The organism is Pseudothioclava arenosa (assembly GCF_002358085.1).
GTDB lineage: Bacteria > Pseudomonadota > Alphaproteobacteria > Rhodobacterales > Rhodobacteraceae > Pseudothioclava > Pseudothioclava arenosa.
This window is the reverse complement of the sequence record NZ_NTJD01000001.1, coordinates 245133-266912: the sequence shown is the minus strand read 5'-3', so window position 1 is coordinate 266912 and position 21780 is coordinate 245133. Positions and strand designations below refer to the sequence as shown.

The following is a 21780-nucleotide window of genomic DNA, read 5'->3' as shown; positions in this document are numbered from 1 at the left end:
CTATTATGTTCAGCAAAGCAGATATTCGCGCGCAAACAAACCGGAAAGACCGATGAGCAACGGATCGACCCCACAAAAGCCCGTGAAGGGCGCAGCGCCCAACGCCGATGGTATCGCCGCGGCGGCAAGCAAGGCGGGTCGGAAAGGCCCGCCGCCGGTGCATCTGTGGAACCCGCCGTTTTGCGGTGATCTCGACATGGAGATCCGCGCGGATGGCACCTGGTTTTATCTTGGCACGCCGATCGGGCGGGCGCCTCTGGTCAGGCTTTTCGCCTCGGTGCTCAAGCTCGAAGACGGAAAATATTTCCTTGTGACGCCGGTCGAGAAGGTCGGTATCCGGGTCGAGGACGCACCCTTCATCGCCACCGATTGCGAGGCGGTCGGGCGCGGCCCCGAGCAGGTCTTGCGCTTCACCACCAATGTCGGCGACGAGGTTGTCGCCGATGCCGAGCACCGCATCCGCGTCGAGACCCGCGAGGGCGGCGAGCCGCGCCCCTATATCCACGTGCGTCGCGGCCTTGAAGCCCGGATCGACCGCAAGACGTTTTACCGCCTCGTCGATATCGCGCGCCCGGCCAGCCACGAAGGCGCCGACTGGCTTGGCCTCTGGTCGCATGGTGAATTCTTCCCGATCATCCCGATGGCCGACCTCTAACATGCTGAAATTCAGCGCGAATCTCAGCCTCCTGTTCAGTGAGCTGCCATTCATGGAGCGTTTCGCTGCAGCCAAGGCGGCGGGGTTCGATGCGGTCGAGGTGCAGTTTCCCTATGACGGCCCCGCGCAGGAGATGCGCGACGAGTTGGTGATCCATGTGCTGCCCCTTGTGGTCATCAATGCGCCGCCGCCGAATTACACCGGCGGGCCGCGCGGCTTTGCTGCCGTGCCGGGGCAAGAGGCCCGGTTTCGCAGCGATTTCCGCCGGGTGCTGCGCTATGCGCAGGTGCTCAAACCCTTGCATCTGCATGTGATGGCCGGGGCCAGCGACGCGCCCGAGGCCCGCGCCTGTTTCATCGAGAACCTGCGTTGGGCCTGTGCCGAGGCGCCCAATCACTCGTTCCTGATCGAGCCGATCAACCGGGGCGATATGCCGGGCTATTTTCTTGCCGATTACGATCTCGCCGCCGAGGTAATCGCCGAGGTCGGCGCGCCGAACCTTGGCCTGCAATTCGATTTCTATCACGCGCAAAAGATCACCGGCGATGCGCAGGCGGCCTGGGCACGCCATGGCGGGGCCACACGCCATGTGCAGATCGCGCAGACCCCGCAGCGCTCGGAACCCGATGCCGGGGAAATCGACTATCCGGCGGTTTTCGCGGGTCTGAAGGCCGGGGGCTATGCGGGCTACATCGGCGCCGAATATATCCCCGCTGAAACGACCGAGGCCGGGATCGGCTGGCTGGAGAAGGCCAAAGCCGGAACCTGATCCTGTGCAAATTCGCCAAGGGACCTGCGCCCCCATCGGCGTTTTCGAACACCCGCGCACAGGTTAGGTTCAGCGCCTCCCCCTCAACCGGAGCCGCACCATGATCCCTGCACGTTACAGCCATTTCCTGTTCAGCCTGATCCTCTCGGGGCTGATGTCCTTTCTCGTCTCGGGCATCGCGACCTTTCGCGCGACCGGTCTGGTCGAGAACTTCCCGCAGCTCTGGATCGGCGCCTGGCTGCCGTCCTGGCTCCTGGCCTATCCGGCGGTGCTGATCGTGGCGCCCTTCGCACGGCGGCTCACGCAGCGGCTTACCGTGGCGGCCTGATCCGCTAACAGGCGGCGGCGCGATCGGCACAGCCCAGCGCCGCTGTCTCGGGTTCGAGCGTGACATGTTTCAGCCCGAACTCCTCGGCCAGCATCGCCTTGGCCTCGGCGATCACCCGCGCAAAATCCGCGCCCTCGGCCAGCACCAGATGCGCCTCGAAGGCGTTGCGATGCTCGTCGATCTGCCACAGATGGACGTGATGGAGGCTCGCCACGCCTGGCACCCGCGCCAGATGCGCCTCGATCTCGGCGGTCTCCAGCCGCTGCGGCGCGCCCAGCATCAGGATGCGCAGGACCGGCATGATATCGCCCGCGACATGCCACAGGATAAAGACCGAAATCCCGATCGTCAGCAGCGGGTCGATCAGGCGCCAATCGAACAGAACAATCGCCACGCCGCCCACGATCACCGCAACCGAGGCCCCCGCATCGGCAAGGTTGTGCAGGAAGGCCGCGCGGATATTCAGGCTTTCCTTCGACAGCCGCCAGGTCAGCCAGGCCGTGCCAAGGTCAATCACCAGCGCCAGCGCCGCCAGCCAGATCACGATCGAACCGTTCACCTCGGGCGGCGCCAGAAGACGCCCCACGGCTTCGGCGATCAGCCAGAGCGCCACCACAACGAGCGAAACGTAATTGATCAGCGCCGCAACCACTTCGGCCCGCGCCCAGCCAAAGCTCATGGCCGCGTCCGCACCACGCCGCGCCAGCCGGCGCGCGCCAAAGGCCAGCACCAGCGCCGCCGCATCCGAGAAATTATGCACCCCGTCTGCGATCAGCGCGACAGATCCCGCCACCAGCCCGCCGATCACCTGAGCGCCGGTGAGGCCCAGATTGATCGCCACCGCCCAGGCCACCTGCCGATCGCCCGCGGCGGGGCTCAGGTGGTGGTGATGGTGGTGACCATGGTGATGATGATCATGCGGCATGCCCGCCCCCACTGTTTCCGGGGGCTCCGCCCCCGCCCGTTCCGGGCTCCCCCGGCATATTTTTCCCAAGAAGAAGCCCAATTCTCCTGGCTCAAATACGCCCGCCGGAGGCGTCCCGCAGTTTTCGCCCGCGCGGCGCGCGCATCAATGCGCCTCGGCCCAGCTGTGGCCGACACCGCCGTCGACCACGAGCGGCAGCGAGAGCTTGACCGCCGGTTCGGCAGCGCCTTCCATCACCGCGCGCGCGGCGCCGATCAGTGCCTCTTCGGCGCCCTCTTCGACCTCGAAGATCAATTCATCATGGACCTGCAACAGCATCCTTGCGGGCAGATCCGCGATGGCGTCGGGCATGCGCACCATTGCGCGGCGGATGATGTCGGCGGCAGCGCCCTGAATCGGCGCGTTGATGGCCGCGCGTTTGGCAAAGCCCGCGCCCGGGCCCTTGGCGTTGATCTCGGGGGTATGGATGCGGCGACCGAAGATGGTTTCGACATAGCCATGTTCTTTCGCGAAATTCACCGTCTCGTCCATGTAGCGGCGGATGCCGGGGAATCGCTCGAAATAGCGGTCGATGAAGCCCTGCGCCTCGGCGCGCGGAATGCGCAGGTTGCGTGCAAGCCCAAAGCCCGAGATGCCATAGATCACCCCGAAATTGATTGCCTTGGCCTGCCGGCGGATTGCCGGGTCCATGCCTTCGACGGGCACGCCGAACATCTCGGCGGCGGTCATCGCGTGGATGTCAATGCCGTCCTTGAAGGCCTGCTTCATCTCGGGGAGGTTTGCGACATGGGCGAGGATGCGCAGTTCGATCTGACTGTAGTCGAGGCTGACAAGGCGCATGCCCGGCCCGGCGACAAAAGCCTCGCGGATGCGGCGGCCCTCGTCGGAGCGGACGGGGATGTTCTGCAGGTTTGGGTCGGTCGAGGCGAGCCGCCCGGTGTTGGCACCGGCGATCGAATAGCTGGTGTGGACGCGGCCGGTCTCGGGGTTCACATGGGTCTGCAGCGCGTCCGTGTAGGTCGATTTCAGCTTGGCGATCTGGCGCCAGTCCAGCACCAGCCCGGCCAGCCGCGCGGCCTGTTCGTTCTCGGAGGCGGCAATGTCCTCGAGCACATCGGCGCCGGTGCCCCAGGCGCCGGTCTTGCCCTTTTTGCCGCCCTCGGCACCCATGGTTTCAAACAGAATTTCGCCCAGCTGCTTGGGCGAGGCGACGTTGAAGGGCTGGCCCGCAACTTGCTGGATCTCGTCTTCGAGCCCGGCCATCTTTTGCGCAAACGCGTTCGACATCCGCGCCAGAACCGAGGTGTCGACACGCACGCCGGCCATCTCCATATCGGCCAGAACCGGCACCAGCGGGCGTTCCTCGGTCTCGTAGATCGTGGTCGCGCGCAGGCGGTGCAGTTGCGGCTTGAACGCCTGCCAGAGGCGCAGCGTGACATCCGCATCCTCGGCGGCATAGGCGGTGGCCTTGTCGATCTCGACCTTGTCGAAGGTGATCTGCGCCTTGCCCGAGCCGATCAGCTCCTTGATCGGGATCGGCTGATGGTTGAGGTGGCGATCCGACAGCGCGTCCATCCCGTGGCCATGCAGCCCCGCATGCATCGCGTAGGACAGCAGCATCGTGTCGTCGATCGGCGCGACGCGGATGCCGTGGCGGGCAAAGATCTTGAAATCGTATTTCATGTTCTGCCCGATCTTGAGGATCGCGGGGTCCTCAAGCACGGGCTTCAACAGCGCCAGCGCCTGCGCCATCGGCATCTGGCCGGGTTGCGGCGCGGAGCCGCCGAACAGGTCATCGCCCCCCGCCGTGTGGCCGAGAGGCAGGTAACCCGCCTGCCCCGGCTCGATGCACAAGGACACGCCGACCAGATCGGCCTGCATCTCGTCAAGCGAGGTGGTCTCGGTATCGACCGCGAGCCAGCCGCGCGCGCGGGCCTGATCGAGCCAGCGTTCGAGCGTGTCCGCGTCGCGGATCGTCACGTAATCACCGGGCGTGAAAGCCGCCTGCTCGGGCGCGGGGGCGTCTTCGGGCGCGCGCTCGGAGACCGGCGCGATTTCCGGCGCGGGCGGCGGCGCGGCGCCGAAATGATCGGCCACGCGGCGGGTCAGCGCGCGGAACTCCATCTGATTGAGGAAATCCATCAGCACCTCGGGCTCGGGGTCGCGCAGCTCAAGGTCATCAAGCGTGAAATCCAGCGGCGTGTCCTGATCGAGCGTCACGAGGCGCTTCGAGAGGCGAATCTGATCGGCCTTTTCGATCAGGGTCTGGCGGCGCTTGGGCTGCTTGATTTCCTCGGCGCGGGCCAGAAGCGTGTCGAGATCGCCGAATTCGTTGATCAGGAGCGCCGCCGTCTTCACCCCGATGCCGGGCGCGCCGGGGATATTGTCGACCGAGTCGCCCGCCAGCGCCTGCACGTCGATCACCCGCTCGGGGCGCACGCCGAATTTCTCCTCGACCTCTTCGGGGCCGATGCGGCGGTTCTTCATTGCGTCGAACATCTCGACGCCGCCGCCGACCAGCTGCATCAGGTCCTTGTCGGAGGAAATGATCGTGACGCGCCCGCCCGCCTCGCGCGCCTGACGCGCCAGCGTCGCAATGATGTCATCGGCCTCGTAGCCCTCAAGCTCCTTGCAGGCGATGTTGAAGGCCAGCGTCGCCTCGCGCGTGAGCGGCATCTGCGGGCGCAGATCCTCGGGCATCTCGTCGCGGTTGGCCTTGTAGAGATCGTAAAGATCGTTGCGGAAGGTGTGGCTGCCCTTATCGAAGATCACCGCGATATGGGTCGGGCCATCGGCGCCGTGATCCTTCTGCAGCTCAGACCAGAGCATGTTGCAGAACCCCGCGACCGCCCCCACCGGCAGCCCGTCGGATTTGCGCGTGAGCGGCGGCAGTGCGTGATAGGCGCGGAAGATATAGGCCGAGCCGTCGATCAGATGCAGGTGACAGCCTTTTCCGAATGCCATGTCTTCCCCCTTCGCGCGTTTGCCCCGTTCTGCCACAGGGGGGCGCAAACGAAAAGGGCGGCCCGCCGATGCTCGAACGGGGCCGCCCTGTCAGGTGGTTGCGCTGCGATCAGTGATCGTCATGCGCGTGATCGCGGTCGATCACGAATTTCTTGTCGCAATAGGGGCATTCGACCTCGCCGGTGTCGCGCGGCAGGGTCAGCCAGACGCGCGGATGGCCAAGCGCGCCTTCGCCGCCGTCACAGGCGACTTTCCACGTGGTGACAATCTGGGTTTCGGGCGCAGCGGGGGCGGTGGTCATGGAAGGCTCCGTCATGGGTCGCGGGGAACGCGCGGGTTTGCCGCATACTAGCCAAACCCACGCCTCAGGCAAGATCGAAGGCGCCGGTCAGCGCATCAAGAGCATCGGGCCAAGCGGGCGCCCGGCCAGAATATGCAGGTGGTAATGCGGCACTTCCTGCACGCCATCCTCGCCGGCATTGGTGATCGCGCGGAAGCCGTCGCCGCCATGGCCCGGCTCGGCACCGATCATCTTGCAGACCTGACCGGCGGCGCGGGCGAAATCGACCAGTTCCGCATCCGAGGCTTCGTTGCAGAAATGGTCAAAGCAGACATAGGGCCCCTTCGGGATCACCAGCACATGGTCGGGGGCCTTGGGCGCGATATCGCGGAAGGCCAGCGTGTGCTCGGTTTCCAGAACGGTGTTGTTCGGGATCTCGCCGCGCAGGATCTTGGCGAAGATGTTTTGCGGATCGTAGGCATAGGCCATCGCGGCTCTCCTCAGTCGACAAACAGGTGGTCGGTTCCGGCAATATCACGAGCCGTCGCCCGATCGCAGCCCAAAAACGCCGCCAGGGCCCGGGCATTCTCTTCGGGCGTGGCGGCCTGACGGATCACCGCGAACCCGGGCAGGTCGGCATCATGCATCCGATCGGATTCAAAGCGCATATCGGCGCGGATCGTGGGCAACAGCCGGTCGATCACCTCCTGCGGCGTGCTCTCGCCCGCAAGGCCTACCCGGCGGGCATGGCCGACAAGGTAATCGTCGGAGAAATCGCAGGCGATCTCAAGCACGCGCACGCGGGCCTTGTCGGCGCAGAAATCCTGCAGCAGGTCGAAATCCGACGGGTCGATGCAGATCAGCAGCTTGTCGGTGCGATGCAGGTCGAAGAGCATCTTGACCAAGGCGCGGCGGTGGCGGTGGCGCTTTTCCAGCGTGCCCTCGATCCCGCCCAGATAGGGCAGCCCGCCCGTCTCGTTGAACAGGTATTCCACCGCCTCGATGCCGGTGCGCTGACGCACCTGCGCGACCAGACGCTTGGCGACGTGCCATTTCTTGCAGACCACAATCAGCAGCGTGTTCTCGCGCCCGAGGCTGGTGTCGACCTCCCAGAAACGCGGGGCGAAACGACGCCCGATGCGGCCCCGCCCGGTCAGAAACTTGAACAGCGAGCGCCCTTCGTTCGAGATCGAGAACTGCACGCCCTTTTGCCCCCAAAGAGCCCCAAGGCGCTGCTTCAGCTCGCTCGCATCCGCGCTGACCTTGCGCGCGAACAGGGAATCCTGGCTCAGCAACAGGTCGTAATGGTCGTTATAAAAGGTCACCGGCATGCCGTAATCGGTGAACATCAGGAAGGTCAGCGTGCGCGACCGAATCTCGGCCTCGGGGACGACATGCGGCACGATGGTCTGGAAAAAGGTTTCATCCGGGATCCAGGTTGTGCGGAAGAACCGCATCACATCGCGACGCGTATCGCAGAACGCCAGCACCTTCTCGATCGTCGCGCGGCGCAGGCACCACCATTGCGAGCCGATCTTCATCTCGACGTCGGCGGGCACCTCGCGGGTGAAGCCGAAGCGCTTCTGCAAGTTGTAGCTGGTGTAGAACAGGCGCTTTTGCGTGCGCTCGTTGAAGAAGTGGCGATAGATCAGCCGCTCTTCCTTGAAGCCGGTCTTGATCCAGTCCGAGCCAAAGAAATCAAAGCATTCAATGTAATCGACCGGGTCGGCATCCAGGAACGCATGGGCGAATTCGGCGGTCTTGATCTGCATGCAATCGCCTGAAAGCATGTAGAAATGCGTGGCTTCCGGGAAGGCCTCGACGGCGGCGCGCACCGCTTCCAGCGAGGCCGCGACCAGTGACCACTCCCCCCAGCCGCATTTATGCCGCCGCCGCGCAAACGTCACGCGCGGGTTCGAACCCAGTTCATCCTGCAAGAGCGCGTAATCGGAGGCCTTGGCCCGCGCGTCATAGTGAATCGCCACGAAATCGCCCTGCTCGGTCAGCCGGCGTGCCTGCTCGATCAGCCCTTTCGGGTCCTTGTGGGTCAGCATTATGAAGGCGATTTTCGCCATTTCCGAAACAGTACCTTCCATTGCATTCGGATCATCGTCTCTTTAACGGTAATATCCGTTGAAAAGTAAGTATTTCTTTGCTCTTTAGGGCCTAATTCTCGGGTGACGCCACTGACGCGAAGCTCGCATGATCGTGGAGGTATGAATTATGGGGTTTCCTGGCACATGGATGACCGAGAGCGAAAGCGTGGTCTATCGTGTGGTCCCCAAATGTGCCTGCTCGAGCATCGGGCAGATCATGTTCTTCTCGGACCACGGCCGTTTCTTTGACGGCGACATTCACGACGCAACCGGCGGCATGCACAAATGGTCGATCGAGGCCAGCCAGAAGGCGATCGAAGCCAATGTGAAGGCGCATAAATCCTATGCCTTCACTTGCGTGCGCAATCCCTACGCCCGCATCCTGAGCTCGTTCTTCGACAAGATCGCGGGCATCCAGCGCAACGGCAAACGCTATCGCGGCAACCTCGTGCCGCAGCTGGTGCAGAAATACGGGATCGAGGTCGGCAGCCCCGAGGACAATTTCGACTTCGACCAGATCACGTCGTTCCGCCGGTTCCTGCTGTTCGCGCGCGACACCATCCGCTGGCGCCGCCCGATGGAGCCCGATATCCACTGGTCGGCGATGTCGGGGCATATCTCGACCTTCATCTGCAACGGTGGTCAGTACGACAAGATCTTCTTCACCGAGAAGTTCAACGAGGGCATGCAGCAGGTGCTCGACCATATCGAGACGCCGGTGCCGGTCGATCTGGCCAAGATCCCGAAATTCAACGAATCCGAAGGGCACGGGCCGAAGCGCGCGCATAAGGTCAGCGAGTATTTCGACGACCTGTCACGGCATCTGGTCTGGGAAATCTACAAGAAGGATTTCCAGCTGTTCCGCTATGATTTCGACGACCCCGACAACAAGATGCCGGTCGGCGAGATCGACCTTGACGAGGTGCATGCGAAACTTGGGGCGTAAGGGGGGCGCTGCCCCCCGTCTTCGCGGCGCGAAGCCTCCCCCCGGAGTATTTCAGGCTCGATGAAAGGGCGGCTCAGACGAGCCCGTGCGCGGCGAAAAGTGCCTGCACGTCAGCCTCGGGGCGCGCGCCGAAATGCGAGATCACCTCAGAGGCGGCGATCGTGCCCATCTTGCCCGCGACGGCGAGCGGGCGACCCGTGGCGTAGCCGAAAAGGAAGCCCGCGGCGAACTGGTCGCCCGCACCAGTGGCGTCAACCGGCGTCACGCGCTGCACCGGCACCTCGACGCGCTCGCCGCCGCCGATCAGTACGACATCCTCGCCCGAGCGGGTGCAGACGATCATTTCGCATTCGCTGGACGCCTGTTTCAGCGCGCTTTCGAGGTCGGTCTGATAGAGCGATTCCCATTCGTGATTGTTGCCGATGACATAGTCCATCTCGTCGCGGACGAGGCGGCGGAAGCTGTCCCGGTGGCGATCGACGCAGAACGGGTCGGACAGCGAGATCCCCGCCTTGCCGCCGCCGCGCCGCGTGCCCTGCGCGGCCTTGAGGAAGGCCGTTTTGCCGTGGTCCTTGTCGAAGAGGTAGCCTTCGAGAAACAGAAACTCGGTATCCTCGACCACCGCCAGCGGCACATCCTCGGTCGAGACTTCGGCCGATATCCCGAGATAGGTGTTCATCGAACGCTCGCCATCGGGCGAGACGAAGATCATCGAGCGCGAGGTGGGCAGTTCGCCCCCTTTCACCGGCGGGTTCGGGAAATCAGTGCCCTCGGCACGCAGCGAGGCCTCGAAGAAATGACCGAGCGCGTCGTCGTTTACCCGCCCGATATAGGCCGTGCGCAGGCCAAGGTTGCCCAGCCCCGCCAGCGTGTTGCCGACCGAGCCGCCAGGCGCCTCGGTGCGGTTGGTCATGGCGGCGTAAAGCTCTTCGGCGCGGGCGCGCTCGATCAGCTGCATCACGCCCTTCTCGATGCCGTTCGCGGCCAGAAACGCGTCATCCGATTGCGAGAGCACGTCCACGATGGCGTTGCCGATGCCGACGACCTGATATTTTTTCACTGGGTTTTCTCCTCGAACTGGCACCATTCCCGGATCGGGCAGGCCCCGCATTTGGGTTTGCGCGCCACGCAGATATAACGGCCATGCAGGATCAGCCAGTGATGGGCATGGCGCTGGTATTCCACCGGCACATTGTCTTCGATCGCGCGCTCGACGGCCTCGACATCGCGGCCCGGGCAGATGCCGGTGCGGTTGCCGACGCGAAAGATATGGGTGTCGACCGCCTGCGCGGGATGACCGAACCACATATTGAGCACCACATTCGCCGTCTTGCGCCCGACGCCGGGCAACTCGACCAGCGCCGCGCGCGAGCTGGGCACGAGGCCGTCGTATTTCTCGACGAGGATGCGGCTCATTTTCAGGACGTTCTTGGCCTTCTGGCGGAACAGGCCGATCGTCTTGATATGCTCGATCAGCCCCTCTTCGCCGAGCGCCAGCATCTTGGCGGGCGTGTCGGCGATCGGGAACAGGTCTTTGGTGGCCTTGTTCACGCCCACGTCCGTGGCCTGCGCCGAAAGCGCCACCGCCACCAGAAGCGTGTAGGCGTTGGTGTGATCAAGCTCCCCTTTCGGGTGCGCCTCCGCCTCTTCGAACCGGGCGAAGATGGCTTTCATCTGCATATAATCAAGCTGTCGAACCATGCCCGATCCTATGCCCGTCCCTGCCCCGCCCGGCAAGGGATCACGTGGGTTTTGCGCAGCTTTCGGGTCGCTTGCGCGGCACGCGCGCCCTAGAGTGGCGCGACAGGAGGCGCCGATGACCACGCTTGAGGACCAGTATCACTACCGCCTGATCGCCCGCGCGATCACCGAGATCGACCGCGCCGAGGCCGAGCGGGTCGCGGGAACGGGGCCGGCGCTGTCGCTCGAGGATCTGGCCGGGCGGCTGGGGTTCAGTGCCGCGCATTTTCAGCGCGTGTTTTCGGCCTGGGTCGGGGTCTCGCCCAAGCGCTACCAGCAATACCTGACGATGGGGCTTGCGCGCGAGTTGCTGGCGCGGCGTCTGCCGCTGGAGGAGGTGGCGGATGCGGCGGGGCTTTCGGGGACGGGGCGGCTCCATGACCTCGTGCTGCGCTGGGAGGCGATGAGCCCCGGCGCGTTCGCGCGCGGCGGCGACGGGCTCGAAATCCGCTGGGGCCGGTTCGAGACCCCCTTTGGCCCCGCCATCGCCATGGCCACGGAGCGCGGGCTTTGCGGCATGGGGTTTGCCGCCGAGATGGGCGAGCAGGCCTGTTACGACGATCTCGCCCGGCGCTGGCCCGAGGCGCGTTTCGCCGAGGCGCCCGAGGCCCTTGCGCCCTGGGTCCGGGCAGCCTTCGCGCAGCAGGGCGAGGTGCCGCTTGCCTTGATCGGCGCGCCCTTCCAGATCAAGGTCTGGGAGGCGCTGCTTGCGATCCCGTCGGGGCAGGTCACCACCTATTCCGAGATCGCCTCGGCCATTGGCAACCCGCGCGCGGTGCGCGCCGTCGGCACCGCAATCGGGCGCAATCCGATCTCGTTCCTGATCCCCTGCCACCGCGCGCTGCGCAAATCCGGCGGGCTTGGCGGCTATCACTGGGGCCTGCCGGTCAAGCGCGCCGTCCTCGCATGGGAGGCCGCCCGCAGTGAAGGCGCGTGACGGGCGAATTCCCGCCGCTCGCGGCAAGTTCAGTGGTGTTTACCGGGGATTTCCGCTTATCTTGGCCCCGGAAAGCCCGTAACGGGCGCAAAACCAAGGCATGAGCATATGAAACCGATGAAACCCGTTGTCATTCTGACGGCCGCCGCGCTGGCGCTGGCGGGCTGCGTCTCGAATACCTCGCTGCAGGAAAGCTACGCCGACGGCACGCCGAACCCCAACGCCAAGCGCAATCAGGGCGTTGTGGCCGGTGCTCTGATCGGTGGCCTGATCGGCGCGACCACCGCCGATGACAAGAAGCTTGAGAAAGGTCTCGCCGGCGCCGCGATCGGCGGGCTGCTGGGCGCCGCCGCTGGCGCGCAGCTCGACAAGCAGGCGGCGGAACTGCGCCGCGATCTCGACACGCAGGGCGTGCGCATCGTCAACACCGGCAACGAGCTGATCGTGACGATGCCGCAAGACGTGCTGTTCGCCGTCGACAGCGCGCAACTGCGCCCCGACCTGCGCGATGATCTGATGGTGCTTGCCGGCAGCCTCAACCGCTACCCCGACACCCGCGTCGAGGTCATCGGCCATACCGACAACACCGGCGAGGCCTCGTATAACCAGCGCCTCTCCGAGGAGCGCGCCGACTCGGTCGCTTATGTGCTGATCTCGGGCGGCGTGGCGCGCAACCGCGTCATCTCCTATGGCCGCGGCGAGGACGAGCCGATCGCGTCGAACCTGAGCGCGGAAGGCCGCGCCCAGAACCGCCGCGTCGAGTTCGTGATTACCCCGATCAACTGATCCCCTCCCCCGACTCCAAAGGCTCCGCGCAACTGCAGCGGGGCCTTTTTCATTTGCAGCAATTGGTTTGCGGTCATATTCCTTGACCAAAGGGAGAAGGGAATGCCGTTTCAGAAGATCGAGTCGGAAAAGCTCGCCTCTGCTGTCGTCCGGCAGATCGAGGGATTGATTCTGCAAGGAATTCTGCGGCCGGGCGAAAGACTGCCGTCCGAGCGTGAACTGTCCGAACGGCTGGGCGTCTCGCGGCCGAGCCTGCGCGAGGCGGTGGCGCAGCTGCAGGAAGCGGGGCTGTTGACCACGCGCGCGGGCGCCGGGATCTATGTGGCCGATGTGTTGGGCTCGGCCTTTTCCCCGGCGCTGATCCAGCTTTTCGCCACCAACGATCAGGCGGTATTCGACTACCTTTCGTTCCGGCGCGACCTTGAAGGGCTTGCCGCGGAACGCGCCGCGCATCTGGGCTCGGCCACCGACCTGAAGGTGATCGACACAATCTTTCGCAAGATGGAAGCCGCCCATGTCAAACGGAACCCGGCCGACGAGGCGGCGCTGGACGCGCAGTTCCACATGGCGATCATCGAAGCGAGCCACAACGTCATCATGCTGCACATGATGCGCGCGATGTTCGACCTGCTGAGCGAGGGCGTGTTCTACAATCGCTCGGTGATGTTCCGCAACAAATCGACCCGCGATTCCCTGCTCGAACAGCACCGCGCGATCAACGTGGCGATCCAGGCCCGCGACGGCACGGCCGCGCGGGCGGCGGTGGCGGCGCATATGGATTTCGTCGACATGGCGCTGAGCGAGCAGCGCAAGGCCGAGCGCAACGAGGCCACCGCGCTGCTGCGACTTTCGGCCAAGCAGGGCGCGAAATAACCCCGGACATGAAAGAACCCGGCCCAAGGGCCGGGTTCTTCGATTTCAGATCAGCGATTGCTCAGTGCAGGCGCTGTTCGACTTCGGCGATGGCGGCGTCGATCATGCCAGCCTGGTCCTTGGCCGTCATCTGCTTGGCGAGAACTTCGCCGGCAGCTGCGACAGCCACGGTCACCGCACGGTCCTTGACCTCTTTCACCGCAGCGGATTCCGCCGAGGCGATCTGGTCTTCGGCCGCTTTCAGGCGGCGTACGATCGAAGCCTGCAGGTCAATCTTGGCCTGGTCCGCGGCAGCACGCGAGTCGCGCTTGGCGGCGGCGACGATCTCGTCGGCCTGGCCTTGCACTTCACGGCTCTTGCGCTCGTAGGTGGCGAGGATCGCCTGAGCCTCTTCGCGCAGCTTGCGGGCCTCCTCAAGGTCGGCCTTGATGCCTTCGGCACGCTTGTCGAGCAGCTTGCCGAGCATGCCCGGCACCTTCGCCCAAAGCAGGACGCCGACGAACAGCAGGAACGCGATCGTCACCACGAAGTCGGTGTTGCGCAGCGAGAAGAACGGACCCGACGCAGCCAGAGCAGGCTGAGCGGCGAGAATGAGAAGGAGCGAAAGTTTCTTCATCATCTTACCCTTTCAGCCGTTCGCTGACCGCGGCAGCCAGAGCTTTCGCGTCTGCCTTGCCACCCAGCGCCGCAACGATCTCGGCAGCGGCGTCTTTCGCCACGACCTCGGCCGCTTCAACGGCACCGGCACGGATTTCACCGATCCGGGCTTCCGACTCGGCGGCACGCGCCGAAATCTCGGCATCCGCCTTGGCGGTGGCCGCGTCGAGCTCGGCCTGAATCTCGGCACGGGCTTCGCCGGCGATCTTCTGGGCCTCGGCGCGGGCATCCGCGAGCGCCTTGTCATAGGCGGCCTCGGCGTCCTTGGCCTTGGCTTTCAGCTCTTCGGCAGCGGCCAGATCCCCGGAGATCGCGCCCTGACGATCCGCCAGCACCGAAGCGATGCGCGGCAGAGCGATGCGCGAGAGCACCCAGTAGATCACGACCAGCGTAACGACGAGCCAGAAGATCTGGTTCCCGAAGGTCGAAAAGTCGAGTTGCGGCATGCCGGCGGACTCGGCGGCGTGACCGGCAGCTTCCGCTGCGGCGGCACCCGCGTCATGCGCCATGTTGGCCGCTTCGTGTTCGTTAGCCATGGTCGTCCCCCTGGACCCTTCAATTACCGGATGGGCCCATCAGGCCCATCCGACCGCAAGGATGCGAAAAGGGATCAGACGGCGAACATGAGCAGAAGCGCGACGAGGAACGAGAAGATCCCCAGGGCTTCCGCGAACGCGATGCCGATGAACAGCGTGGCGGTCTGGCCAGCAGCGGCCGACGGGTTGCGCAGGGCGCCCGACAGGAAGTTGCCGGCAACGTTACCCACACCGACAGCAGCCCCACCCATGCCCATGCAGGCCAGGCCAGCGCCGATGTAAGCACCCATTTGAACGATATCGCCTTCCATGTTCGTATACTCCTTGAGGTTGGAATTGGCAGAATTGGTTTAGGGGACCCGGACCTTAGTGATGCGGATGCAGCGCGTCTTTCAGATAGACGCAGGTCAGGATCGTGAACACATAGGCCTGGATGAAGGCCACCAGCATCTCGAGGCCATACATGGCCGTGATCGCCAGGATCGAAAGCGGGGTCACCGCGATGCCGATGCCCGACATCAGGATCAGCGGCGCGAAGGCGGCGAACACTTTGATAACGGCGTGGCCGGCCATCATGTTGCCCGCAAGACGAATGGAGTGGCTGACCGGGCGCACGAAGTACGAGATCACTTCGATCAGCGCGAGCACCGGGCGCAGCGGCAGCGGCGCTGACGAAACCCAGAACAGGCTCAGGAAACCGGCGCCGTTCTTGACGAAGCCCACCACGGTCACGGTCACGAAGACCAGCATCGCGAGCACCGCGGTCACCGCGATATGCGAGGTCGGCGTGAAGGCTTTCGGCAGCAGGCCGAGGAAGTTCGAGAACACGATGAAGAGGAACAGCGTGAAGATATAGGGGAAGAACTTCAGCCCGTCCTTGCCGGCGACATCCTCAACCATCTTGTGGATGAAGCCATAGGCCAGCTCGGCAACCGACTGGATACGGCTCGGAACGACCGCGCGGCCGCGCGTACCGATCACCAGCAGCAGGATGATCGCCACCACCGAGACCGCCATCCACAGCGCCGCGTTGGTGGGCGTGTACCAGTGGACGGCGCCGTCACCGAAGAGCGGCTTCACGATGAACTGATCCATCGGGTGGAACACGAGACCTTCGCCCTGAGCTTCCGACACGTCTATCTTCCCTCTACATCAGCTGCCTTGGCAGCCGCTTCCTTTTGCATCTCTTGCGCGGAGCGGATCATCACCTTGATCCCCGCCGCCAGGCCCAGGAGCGTGAACAGCACCATCAACCACGGCTGCGTGCCCAAAAGAGCATCCAGCCCGTATCCGATGCCGAAGCCGATCCCCAGCCCCGAAACCATCTCGATCACCATCCGCCAGGCCATGTTCGCCTGAGACAGCTGCTGATCGGCGCGCGGCTTGGGCGCTCGCGCCCGCTTGACCTCGTCGAGCTTCTTCTCAAGCGCGGCAAGGCGCTCGGGATCGGGCTCTTCGGACGGCACATCGGACATGATTGGCCCCCGCCTGAAACTTGGCCCCGGTTTAGTTGTCACGCAGGCGTGAGTCAACAGCGTTAGCGGCAACGCAAGAACAACATAACCCTTTGATAAAACAAGATTTCAGCAAACCGTCACAGCAACAGATCGCGCCCCACGCCGCCGCAAGGGCAGATTTCGGGCCAAACCGCTTATTCAACCGATTGGTTGACGTTTTTCACCGCGCCCGCCATCAAGGTCGCATGAGCCCTCGCCACGCCGCCCAGCTCGATGCTATCTTTGCCGCGCTTGCCGACCCGACCCGGCGCGCGATCCTGACCATGCTGCTTGAAGACGACATGGCCGTCACCGATGTCGCCGAGCCCTTTGAGATGTCGCTCGCCGCGATCTCCAAACACCTCTCGATCCTCGCCGATGCCGGGTTGATCTCGCAGGAGAAACACGGCCGGGTGAAATGGTGCAAGCTCGAACCCCACGCATTGCGCGACGCCACCACCTGGATTCAGGGGTTTGGCCAGTTCGAGCCGCTCGACCTCGACGCCTTCGAGCGCTTCCTCGAAACCGAGCTTTCGCTGCCGCCCGAAGACTAGGGGGCCCTGCCCCCTCGGGCTACGCCCTCACCCCCGGAGTATTTTCCGCTCGATGAAAGGGCTTTCATTTTGCCGCAAATATCCCGGGGGTGAATGCCGAAGGCAGAGGGGGCCGCGCCCCCTGCGCCCTAGCCGCCGTGGCTCCGGTCATAGCCATTCGCGGGCGGAGACGCCCAGCCCGCCGGGGGCGCGCTCGGACGGAAGGTCTCTACCAGCAGCGGAAAACAGCGCGCCATATCCGAGCTGTGCTCGGAGCCGCAATCGCCGCCGGGGCACGCCGAGAGCACGCCCAAGAGGTCCATCTCGGCGAAGAATTCGAGGCAATCGCCGGGGCGCACCGGGCTCGCCTTCATGAAATACTGGCCAGTATCGCGGGTGAACCCCGTGCACATGAAGACGTTGAGCACATCATGGACGAGGGCTTCGGCAGCAGGCAGGTCAAGCCCGCGAGCCGCGGCCAGCGCGCGCGTCAGGTTCGAATGGCAGCAGTGGTGATACTGCCCGCCATCCGACAGCAGGCAATGGGTGTAGGGGTCACAGCGCGTGCCGATCACATCATGGACCGATCCGCCATCGCCATCGAAGCCATACCAGTCCAGCGTGTCCGCCGTGATCGTCGCCATCGGTCGCAGGCTCGGGAAGGAGGACCAGAGCCGGTCGCCCGTGCTCAGATGCGTGCCGTGCAGCGCGCGGGTCTTGCCGGAATAAAACCGCTCGGACAGGTCAGCCGAGAACAGGTTGAGGTCACCGACCTGCGGGCCCTCGATGCTGGTGATCCGAAAGAAATGGCCCGCAGGCACCTCGAAACTGGCAGCGGCGCGGGCGGGCACGATGACCTCGGCGGTCTTGACCCAGCCCTCGCGCGCGGCGCGATAGCTGGCCAGATCGGGGACCGGCAGGGTCTCGGGCGGATAGCAGATCACCGGGCGGATCGCACGGCGCGCGGCGGCATCGGCCGGAGGAGAAAATTCTGGGATCGTAGGTTTCATGCGAGGCCTCCTGCGCCCCAGTCTGTCGTGACCGGGGCGCAGGCGCCAGTGCGATTTGGATCAGCGGGTGCCGTAGTACGCATACATCAGTTCGACAGCATCCAGGCTCGATGCCGGTTTGCGCGGCTTGCGCCACGGGTATTCCGGCTCGTAGTAGGATTGGCTTTCGATCAGATTGCGGAGTTTTTCAATCTGACGGGACTCGATCACGTCTGCAACCATTGGAACGCTCCATTACGGTGTTCCTCCCTGTGGGGGCATATAGGGCGACGACCACCGTTACGCGAGGGTCAATTTTGCATGGTCGCCATGACGATGCTGCAATGCAGCATTTGTTGACGTTTTGGTGTGCCCCCATTGCCCCGCATGCATCGGAATGCGAAAATGGGCGTCTGAATTCAGGTTTTCACGATGTCTCATCACGTTATGGCAGCGCTTCTCTGTGCCGCGGGGCTGTCCCTGACCGGCTGCGCCCCTCCGGATCCGGGGGAGGCAGCGCGTGCCTTGTCGGGGACCGAGCTCGCGAATTGTTGTGATAATGCCGAGTTCTACCCGCCGCCGGTGATGCAGATCGCCGATCCGCTGATGCCGGTTCTGGGGCCGGTGTTCGGCAATGTCGTCTTCCGCGAGGGTCACCTTGAGCCCCCCGCCGCGCGCGAGGCGATTCTCGCGCAGCTGGAGCCGATGGACCTGCTGGCTCTGAGTTCCAAGAACCGGCTTTCGGGGAAAACCTTGCCGGGGCTCTTCGGTCATGTGGTGCTGTATCTGGGCTCCGAAGACGACCTGAAGCGGGCCGGTCTCTGGGATGACCCGGCCGTGGTGCCGCATCACACGGCGATCCGGAACGGCATGTATTTCATTGAGGCGGATACGAACGGCGTGCATCTGTCGGACGCAAACCACGCACTCGCCACCGATGCGCTCAGCATCCTGCGCCTCAAGACGGGCTGCGGCACGGATCGGTGCGACGCGCGGGCCGCATTTGCCACGCTCGGGCGCGAATATGACTTCACCTTCGATGGCACCGATCCGACAAAGCTCTATTGCACCGAGCTGGCCCAGATCGGCCTGCCCGGCGTCGATCTGCCCGACCGGCGGCTTTACGATTACACGCTGATGCTGCCCGATGACCTTGTGGCGCTGGTACTTGCCGACAAATCCGAGTTGAAACTGGTCACGCATTTCACCGGCACCGAGAAAGGCTGGTCCGAGACCGGGCGGAGCGGGGCAATGTCCGAGCTCAAGGGCTGGTGGCGTGAGGCGGCGGTGCAACCCATTCCCGGCCAGCGCCGCACGCTGGAATGAACAAGGCCCGGCGCATTGCACCGGGCCCTTTTCTGTCTGGCATTCCGCGATCAGACGACGCGGCTGACCATCATCTTCTTGATCTCGGCGATCGCCTTCGCGGGGTTCAGACCCTTCGGGCAGGTTTTCGCGCAGTTCATGATGGTGTGGCAGCGATAGAGCTTGAAGGGGTCTTCAAGGTTGTCCAGACGCTCGCCGGTCGCCTCGTCGCGCGAGTCGATGATCCAGCGGTAGGCGTGCAGGAGCGCTGCCGGGCCAAGGTATTTGTCGCCATTCCACCAGTAGCTCGGGCACGAAGTCGAGCAGCTGGCGCACATCACGCATTCATAGAGACCGTCGAGTTTCTTGCGATCCTCGATCGACTGGCGCCACTCTTTCGCGGGGCGGTTCGTCTTGGTTTCCAGCCAGGGCATGATCGAGGCGTGCTGCGCGTAGAAATGCGTCAGGTCCGGGATCAGGTCCTTCACCACCGGCATGTGCGGCAGCGGGTAGATCTTGACGTCGCCCTTGATCTCGTCGAGGCCGTAGATACAGGCCAGCGTGTTGATCCCGTCGATGTTCATCGCGCAGGAGCCACAGATCCCTTCGCGGCACGAGCGGCGGAAGGTCAGGGTCGGGTCGATCTCGTTCTTGATCTTGATCAGCGCGTCCAGAACCATCGGGCCGCAGCGGTCCATGTCCAGGAAATAGGTGTCGATGCGCGGGTTTTCCCCGGTGTCCGGGTCCCAGCGATAGATCTGGAATTTGCGAACGTTCTTCGCGCCTTCCGGCTTCGGCCAGGTCTTGCCGACGCGGATTGTCGAGTTCTTGGGAAGCGTGAACTGAACCATGTGTTTCCCCTTTCGGTTAGCGGGAATAGAGCGGCCGCGTCGGGAGCTGACCGGATCTGTTGTAAACGCAGCGGGAATAGACCTCGTTCGGGTCGCGACCCATGAGCGCGTCGAGCGACAGCGTCATGTCGATATCGGTGATCGCGTGGCCGTCCTGGTTGATGCCCACTTTCGCCTCGCCGCTGAGCGGCTTGTTCAAGACCTGCTGGGCGCAGATCCGCTCTGCCTCATGGACCGGGATCGGACCGCAGGCGGCGAGGATCAGCCCCGCCACCGCAAGTGCGCCATATGCAGACCGACGGATCATCAGAAGGTCCGCGCTTTCGGCGCGATCTTCTTCAGGTCGATGCCACCCTCGGCCTCGGTCGTCAGCGGGTCCTTGATGACCGGACGATATTCGAGGTCGACCTTGTTGCCGACAACGCGGCTGATGGTGTGCACGCGCCAGTTTTCGTCGTCGCGGGTCGCGTGGTCTTCCGAGGCATGGGCGCCACGGCTTTCCTTGCGCGCTTCGGCGCCGACGATGGTGGCAAGAGCATTCGGCATCAGGTTGGTCAGCTCGAGCGTCTCCATCAGATCCGAGTTCCAGATCAGCGAGCGGTCGGTGACGGCCAGATCGTCGAGCTTGGCGGCAACATCCGTCATCTTCTCGACGCCTTCCTTCAGCGTCTTGTCGGTGCGGAACACCGCCGCGTCGGCCTGCATCGTGCGCTGCATCTCAAGGCGCAGTTCCGCCGTCGGCGTGCCGCCCTTGGCGTGGCGCAGTCCATCGAAGCGATCGAAGGCCTTGTCGACCGAAGCCTGGTTCAGCTCGCCGTTGCGGGCCTTGGCATCGACGACCTGACCGGCGCGGATCGCGGCGGCGCGGCCGAAGACCACGAGGTCGATCAGCGAGTTCGAACCGAGGCGGTTCGCGCCGTGCACCGAGGCACAGCCCGCTTCGCCCACGGCCATCAGGCCCGGAACCACCTGGTTCGGCGCGTCCTTGGTCGGGTTCAGCACTTCGCCCCAGTAGTTGGTCGGAATGCCGCCCATGTTGTAGTGCACCGTCGGCAGAACCGGGATCGGTTCCTTGGTCACGTCGACACCGGCAAAGATCTTGGCCGATTCCGAGATGCCCGGCAGGCGCTCGGCCAGCGCTTCGGCGGGCAGGTGCGAGAGGTTCAGGTGGATGTGGTCGCCATGCTCGCCCACACCGCGGCCTTCGCGGATCTCCATGGTCATGCAGCGCGAAACATAGTCACGCGGCGCGAGGTCTTTGTAATGGGGCGCGTAACGCTCCATGAAACGCTCGCCTTCCGAGTTGGTCAGGTAACCACCCTCGCCGCGCGCGCCCTCGGTGATCAGGCAGCCCGAGCCGTAGATGCCGGTCGGGTGGAACTGCACGAATTCCATGTCCTGCAGCGGCAGGCCCGCGCGCGCCACCATGCCGCCACCGTCGCCGGTGCAGGTGTGGGCCGAGGTGCAGCTGAAATAGGCGCGGCCATAGCCGCCGGTGGCCAGCACGACCATCTTCGCGTTGAACACGTGGAAGGTGCCGTCGTCGAGCTTCCAGCAGACCACACCCTGGCACACGCCGTCTTCCGACATGATCAGGTCGATGGCGAAATACTCGATGTAGAATTCCGCGTTGTTCTTCAGCGACTGGCCATAGAGCGTGTGCAGGATGGCGTGGCCGGTGCGGTCTGCCGCGGCGCAGGTGCGCTGCACGGGCGGGCCGTCACCGAATTCGGTGGTGTGGCCACCGAAGGGACGCTGGTAGATCTTGCCTTCCTCGGTCCGCGAGAAGGGCACGCCGTAGTGCTCAAGCTCGTAAACGGCCTTGGGAGCTTCGCGCGCGAGATATTCCATCGCGTCGGTGTCGCCCAGCCAGTCCGAGCCCTTCACAGTGTCGAACATGTGCCATTGCCAGCTGTCCGGGCCCATGTTGCCGAGCGAGGCGGCGATACCGCCCTGCGCCGCAACGGTGTGCGAACGGGTCGGGAAAACCTTGGTCACGCAGGCGGTGCGCAGGCCCTGTTCAGCCATGCCAAGGGTCGCACGCAGGCCAGCCCCACCGGCGCCCACGACCACGACATCGTATTCATGCGTTTCGTATTGATAAGCAGCCATCT

General features: G+C 64.3%; 26 protein-coding genes. 9 read left to right on the top strand and 17 right to left on the bottom strand.

Annotation, left to right across the window (positions count from 1 at the left end):
* Positions 1–52: 52 nt before the first annotated feature.
* The 3 genes from CLN94_RS01305 to CLN94_RS01295 all read left to right on the top strand — a co-directional run bounded on the left by CLN94_RS01305 (position 53) and on the right by CLN94_RS01295 (position 1752).
* Positions 53–655, top strand: a complete 603-nt coding sequence (locus CLN94_RS01305; RefSeq protein WP_096430203.1) for a DUF1285 domain-containing protein — start codon at positions 53–55, stop codon at positions 653–655.
* Between the two features lies 1 nt (position 656).
* Entirely contained in the window at positions 657–1424 is a 768-nt protein-coding gene (locus CLN94_RS01300) for a hydroxypyruvate isomerase family protein (RefSeq protein ID WP_096430201.1), read from the top strand.
* A gap of 100 nt (positions 1425–1524) precedes the next feature.
* Positions 1525–1752, top strand: a complete 228-nt coding sequence (locus CLN94_RS01295; RefSeq protein ID WP_096430199.1) for a DUF2798 domain-containing protein — start codon at positions 1525–1527, stop codon at positions 1750–1752.
* A 4-nt stretch (positions 1753–1756) separates the two neighbouring features.
* Here the strand turns inward: CLN94_RS01295 and CLN94_RS01290 are convergent, their stop codons facing one another.
* The 5 genes from CLN94_RS01290 to CLN94_RS01270 form a co-directional block, all read right to left on the bottom strand.
* Positions 1757–2677, bottom strand: a complete 921-nt coding sequence (locus CLN94_RS01290; RefSeq protein WP_096430197.1) for a cation diffusion facilitator family transporter — start codon at positions 2675–2677, stop codon at positions 1757–1759.
* Positions 2678–2821: 144 nt separating this feature from the next.
* Positions 2822–5641, bottom strand: coding sequence for a DNA polymerase I (gene polA / locus CLN94_RS01285; protein ID WP_096430708.1), 2820 nt, complete (start codon positions 5639–5641; stop codon positions 2822–2824).
* A 109-nt stretch (positions 5642–5750) separates the two neighbouring features.
* On the bottom strand, positions 5751–5942 hold the full coding sequence (locus CLN94_RS01280; protein ID WP_096430195.1) for a zinc-finger domain-containing protein: 192 nt from the start codon (positions 5940–5942) through the stop codon (positions 5751–5753).
* A gap of 87 nt (positions 5943–6029) precedes the next feature.
* The gene (locus tag CLN94_RS01275) at positions 6030–6410 is read right to left on the bottom strand and encodes an HIT domain-containing protein (protein WP_096430193.1); all 381 of its coding nucleotides are present in this window, start codon (positions 6408–6410) and stop codon (positions 6030–6032) included.
* Between the two features lie 11 nt (positions 6411–6421).
* Positions 6422–7996, bottom strand: a complete 1575-nt coding sequence (locus tag CLN94_RS01270) for a DUF5928 domain-containing protein (protein WP_096430191.1) — start codon at positions 7994–7996, stop codon at positions 6422–6424.
* Positions 7997–8144: 148 nt separating this feature from the next.
* Between CLN94_RS01270 and CLN94_RS01265 the strand changes: the two genes are divergently transcribed.
* A complete protein-coding gene (locus CLN94_RS01265; RefSeq protein WP_096430189.1) occupies positions 8145–8963 on the top strand; it encodes a sulfotransferase family protein in 819 nt (272 codons plus the stop codon).
* A 73-nt stretch (positions 8964–9036) separates the two neighbouring features.
* Here the strand turns inward: CLN94_RS01265 and CLN94_RS01260 are convergent, their stop codons facing one another.
* Both CLN94_RS01260 and nth read right to left on the bottom strand, forming a co-directional pair.
* On the bottom strand, positions 9037–10023 hold the full coding sequence (locus CLN94_RS01260) for an adenosine kinase (protein WP_096430187.1): 987 nt from the start codon (positions 10021–10023) through the stop codon (positions 9037–9039).
* Positions 10020–10664 carry an endonuclease III gene (gene nth, locus CLN94_RS01255; RefSeq protein ID WP_096430185.1) on the bottom strand — a complete coding sequence of 215 codons (645 nt, stop codon included), beginning with the start codon at positions 10662–10664 and terminating at the stop codon, positions 10020–10022. The genes CLN94_RS01260 and nth overlap by 4 nt, the downstream gene beginning before the upstream one ends.
* A 115-nt stretch (positions 10665–10779) precedes the next feature.
* Here nth and CLN94_RS01250 point away from each other — a divergent pair, with 115 nt between their 5' ends.
* The 3 genes from CLN94_RS01250 (at position 10780) to CLN94_RS01240 (ending at position 13299) form a co-directional block, all read left to right on the top strand.
* A complete protein-coding gene (locus CLN94_RS01250) occupies positions 10780–11640 on the top strand; it encodes a methylated-DNA--[protein]-cysteine S-methyltransferase (RefSeq protein WP_096430706.1) in 861 nt (286 codons plus the stop codon).
* A 108-nt stretch (positions 11641–11748) separates the two neighbouring features.
* Complete coding sequence (locus tag CLN94_RS01245) at positions 11749–12426, top strand: YiaD family glycine zipper/OmpA-like lipoprotein (protein ID WP_096430183.1); 678 nt, start codon at positions 11749–11751, stop codon at positions 12424–12426.
* Positions 12427–12528: 102 nt separating this feature from the next.
* Positions 12529–13299: a FadR/GntR family transcriptional regulator gene (locus CLN94_RS01240; RefSeq protein WP_096430181.1), complete on the top strand. Its 771-nt coding sequence runs from the start codon at positions 12529–12531 to the stop codon at positions 13297–13299.
* Between the two features lie 61 nt (positions 13300–13360).
* On the opposite strand, the gene CLN94_RS01235 is transcribed toward CLN94_RS01240, so the two are convergent.
* From CLN94_RS01235 to CLN94_RS01215, 5 genes are all read right to left on the bottom strand, one after another.
* Complete coding sequence (locus tag CLN94_RS01235; RefSeq protein WP_096430179.1) at positions 13361–13918, bottom strand: F0F1 ATP synthase subunit B; 558 nt, start codon at positions 13916–13918, stop codon at positions 13361–13363.
* A gap of 1 nt (position 13919) precedes the next feature.
* Positions 13920–14465, bottom strand: a complete 546-nt coding sequence (locus CLN94_RS01230; RefSeq protein ID WP_245845033.1) for a F0F1 ATP synthase subunit B' — start codon at positions 14463–14465, stop codon at positions 13920–13922.
* 101 nt (positions 14466–14566) lie between these two features.
* A complete protein-coding gene (locus CLN94_RS01225; RefSeq protein ID WP_009157477.1) occupies positions 14567–14803 on the bottom strand; it encodes a F0F1 ATP synthase subunit C in 237 nt (78 codons plus the stop codon).
* A 55-nt stretch (positions 14804–14858) separates the two neighbouring features.
* Positions 14859–15587, bottom strand: coding sequence for a F0F1 ATP synthase subunit A (locus CLN94_RS01220; protein WP_096430175.1), 729 nt, complete (start codon positions 15585–15587; stop codon positions 14859–14861).
* Between the two features lie 41 nt (positions 15588–15628).
* Positions 15629–15967 carry an AtpZ/AtpI family protein gene (locus CLN94_RS01215; protein ID WP_096430173.1) on the bottom strand — a complete coding sequence of 113 codons (339 nt, stop codon included), beginning with the start codon at positions 15965–15967 and terminating at the stop codon, positions 15629–15631.
* A 227-nt stretch (positions 15968–16194) separates the two neighbouring features.
* Between CLN94_RS01215 and CLN94_RS01210 the strand changes: the two genes are divergently transcribed.
* A complete protein-coding gene (locus CLN94_RS01210; RefSeq protein ID WP_096430171.1) occupies positions 16195–16542 on the top strand; it encodes an ArsR/SmtB family transcription factor in 348 nt (115 codons plus the stop codon).
* Between the two features lie 128 nt (positions 16543–16670).
* Here CLN94_RS01210 and CLN94_RS01205 read toward each other — a convergent pair whose 3' ends face one another.
* Positions 16671–17531: an urea carboxylase-associated family protein gene (locus tag CLN94_RS01205; protein WP_096430169.1), complete on the bottom strand. Its 861-nt coding sequence runs from the start codon at positions 17529–17531 to the stop codon at positions 16671–16673.
* A 60-nt stretch (positions 17532–17591) separates the two neighbouring features.
* On the bottom strand, positions 17592–17753 hold the full coding sequence (locus CLN94_RS13875; RefSeq protein ID WP_179300201.1) for a hypothetical protein: 162 nt from the start codon (positions 17751–17753) through the stop codon (positions 17592–17594).
* A 282-nt stretch (positions 17754–18035) separates the two neighbouring features.
* On the opposite strand from CLN94_RS13875, the gene CLN94_RS01200 reads away from it, so the two are divergent.
* A complete protein-coding gene (locus CLN94_RS01200; RefSeq protein ID WP_179300200.1) occupies positions 18036–18836 on the top strand; it encodes a YiiX/YebB-like N1pC/P60 family cysteine hydrolase in 801 nt (266 codons plus the stop codon).
* A gap of 50 nt (positions 18837–18886) precedes the next feature.
* Here the strand turns inward: CLN94_RS01200 and CLN94_RS01195 are convergent, their stop codons facing one another.
* The 3 genes from CLN94_RS01195 to sdhA are packed head-to-tail and all read right to left on the bottom strand — an operon-like array spanning position 18887 to position 21778.
* Positions 18887–19666: a succinate dehydrogenase iron-sulfur subunit gene (locus CLN94_RS01195; protein WP_096430165.1), complete on the bottom strand. Its 780-nt coding sequence runs from the start codon at positions 19664–19666 to the stop codon at positions 18887–18889.
* Positions 19667–19682: 16 nt separating this feature from the next.
* Entirely contained in the window at positions 19683–19973 is a 291-nt protein-coding gene (locus CLN94_RS01190) for a hypothetical protein (RefSeq protein ID WP_096430163.1), read from the bottom strand.
* A complete protein-coding gene (sdhA, locus tag CLN94_RS01185; RefSeq protein WP_096430161.1) occupies positions 19973–21778 on the bottom strand; it encodes a succinate dehydrogenase flavoprotein subunit in 1806 nt (601 codons plus the stop codon). The genes CLN94_RS01190 and sdhA overlap by 1 nt, the downstream gene beginning before the upstream one ends.
* Positions 21779–21780: the final 2 nt, after the last annotated feature.

Coding starts and splice junctions, on each gene's coding strand:
- CLN94_RS01305 (WP_096430203.1), top strand. CDS start 53: ATGAGCAACGGATCGACCCCACAAAAGCCCGTGAAGGGCGCAGCGCCC.
- CLN94_RS01300 (WP_096430201.1), top strand. CDS start 657: ATGCTGAAATTCAGCGCGAATCTCAGCCTCCTGTTCAGTGAGCTGCCA.
- CLN94_RS01295 (WP_096430199.1), top strand. CDS start 1,525: ATGATCCCTGCACGTTACAGCCATTTCCTGTTCAGCCTGATCCTCTCG.
- CLN94_RS01290 (WP_096430197.1), bottom strand. CDS start 2,677: ATGCCGCATGATCATCATCACCATGGTCACCACCATCACCACCACCTG.
- polA (WP_096430708.1), bottom strand. CDS start 5,641: ATGGCATTCGGAAAAGGCTGTCACCTGCATCTGATCGACGGCTCGGCC.
- CLN94_RS01280 (WP_096430195.1), bottom strand. CDS start 5,942: ATGACCACCGCCCCCGCTGCGCCCGAAACCCAGATTGTCACCACGTGG.
- CLN94_RS01275 (WP_096430193.1), bottom strand. CDS start 6,410: ATGGCCTATGCCTACGATCCGCAAAACATCTTCGCCAAGATCCTGCGC.
- CLN94_RS01270 (WP_096430191.1), bottom strand. CDS start 7,996: ATGGCGAAAATCGCCTTCATAATGCTGACCCACAAGGACCCGAAAGGG.
- CLN94_RS01265 (WP_096430189.1), top strand. CDS start 8,145: ATGGGGTTTCCTGGCACATGGATGACCGAGAGCGAAAGCGTGGTCTAT.
- nth (WP_096430185.1), bottom strand. CDS start 10,664: ATGGTTCGACAGCTTGATTATATGCAGATGAAAGCCATCTTCGCCCGG.
- CLN94_RS01250 (WP_096430706.1), top strand. CDS start 10,780: ATGACCACGCTTGAGGACCAGTATCACTACCGCCTGATCGCCCGCGCG.
- CLN94_RS01245 (WP_096430183.1), top strand. CDS start 11,749: ATGAAACCGATGAAACCCGTTGTCATTCTGACGGCCGCCGCGCTGGCG.
- CLN94_RS01240 (WP_096430181.1), top strand. CDS start 12,529: ATGCCGTTTCAGAAGATCGAGTCGGAAAAGCTCGCCTCTGCTGTCGTC.
- CLN94_RS01235 (WP_096430179.1), bottom strand. CDS start 13,918: ATGATGAAGAAACTTTCGCTCCTTCTCATTCTCGCCGCTCAGCCTGCT.
- CLN94_RS01230 (WP_245845033.1), bottom strand. CDS start 14,465: ATGGCGCATGACGCGGGTGCCGCCGCAGCGGAAGCTGCCGGTCACGCC.
- CLN94_RS01225 (WP_009157477.1), bottom strand. CDS start 14,803: ATGGAAGGCGATATCGTTCAAATGGGTGCTTACATCGGCGCTGGCCTG.
- CLN94_RS01220 (WP_096430175.1), bottom strand. CDS start 15,587: ATGGATCAGTTCATCGTGAAGCCGCTCTTCGGTGACGGCGCCGTCCAC.
- CLN94_RS01215 (WP_096430173.1), bottom strand. CDS start 15,967: ATGTCCGATGTGCCGTCCGAAGAGCCCGATCCCGAGCGCCTTGCCGCG.
- CLN94_RS01210 (WP_096430171.1), top strand. CDS start 16,195: ATGAGCCCTCGCCACGCCGCCCAGCTCGATGCTATCTTTGCCGCGCTT.
- CLN94_RS01205 (WP_096430169.1), bottom strand. CDS start 17,531: ATGAAACCTACGATCCCAGAATTTTCTCCTCCGGCCGATGCCGCCGCG.
- CLN94_RS13875 (WP_179300201.1), bottom strand. CDS start 17,753: ATGGTTGCAGACGTGATCGAGTCCCGTCAGATTGAAAAACTCCGCAAT.
- CLN94_RS01195 (WP_096430165.1), bottom strand. CDS start 19,666: ATGGTTCAGTTCACGCTTCCCAAGAACTCGACAATCCGCGTCGGCAAG.
- CLN94_RS01190 (WP_096430163.1), bottom strand. CDS start 19,973: ATGATCCGTCGGTCTGCATATGGCGCACTTGCGGTGGCGGGGCTGATC.
- sdhA (WP_096430161.1), bottom strand. CDS start 21,778: ATGGCTGCTTATCAATACGAAACGCATGAATACGATGTCGTGGTCGTG.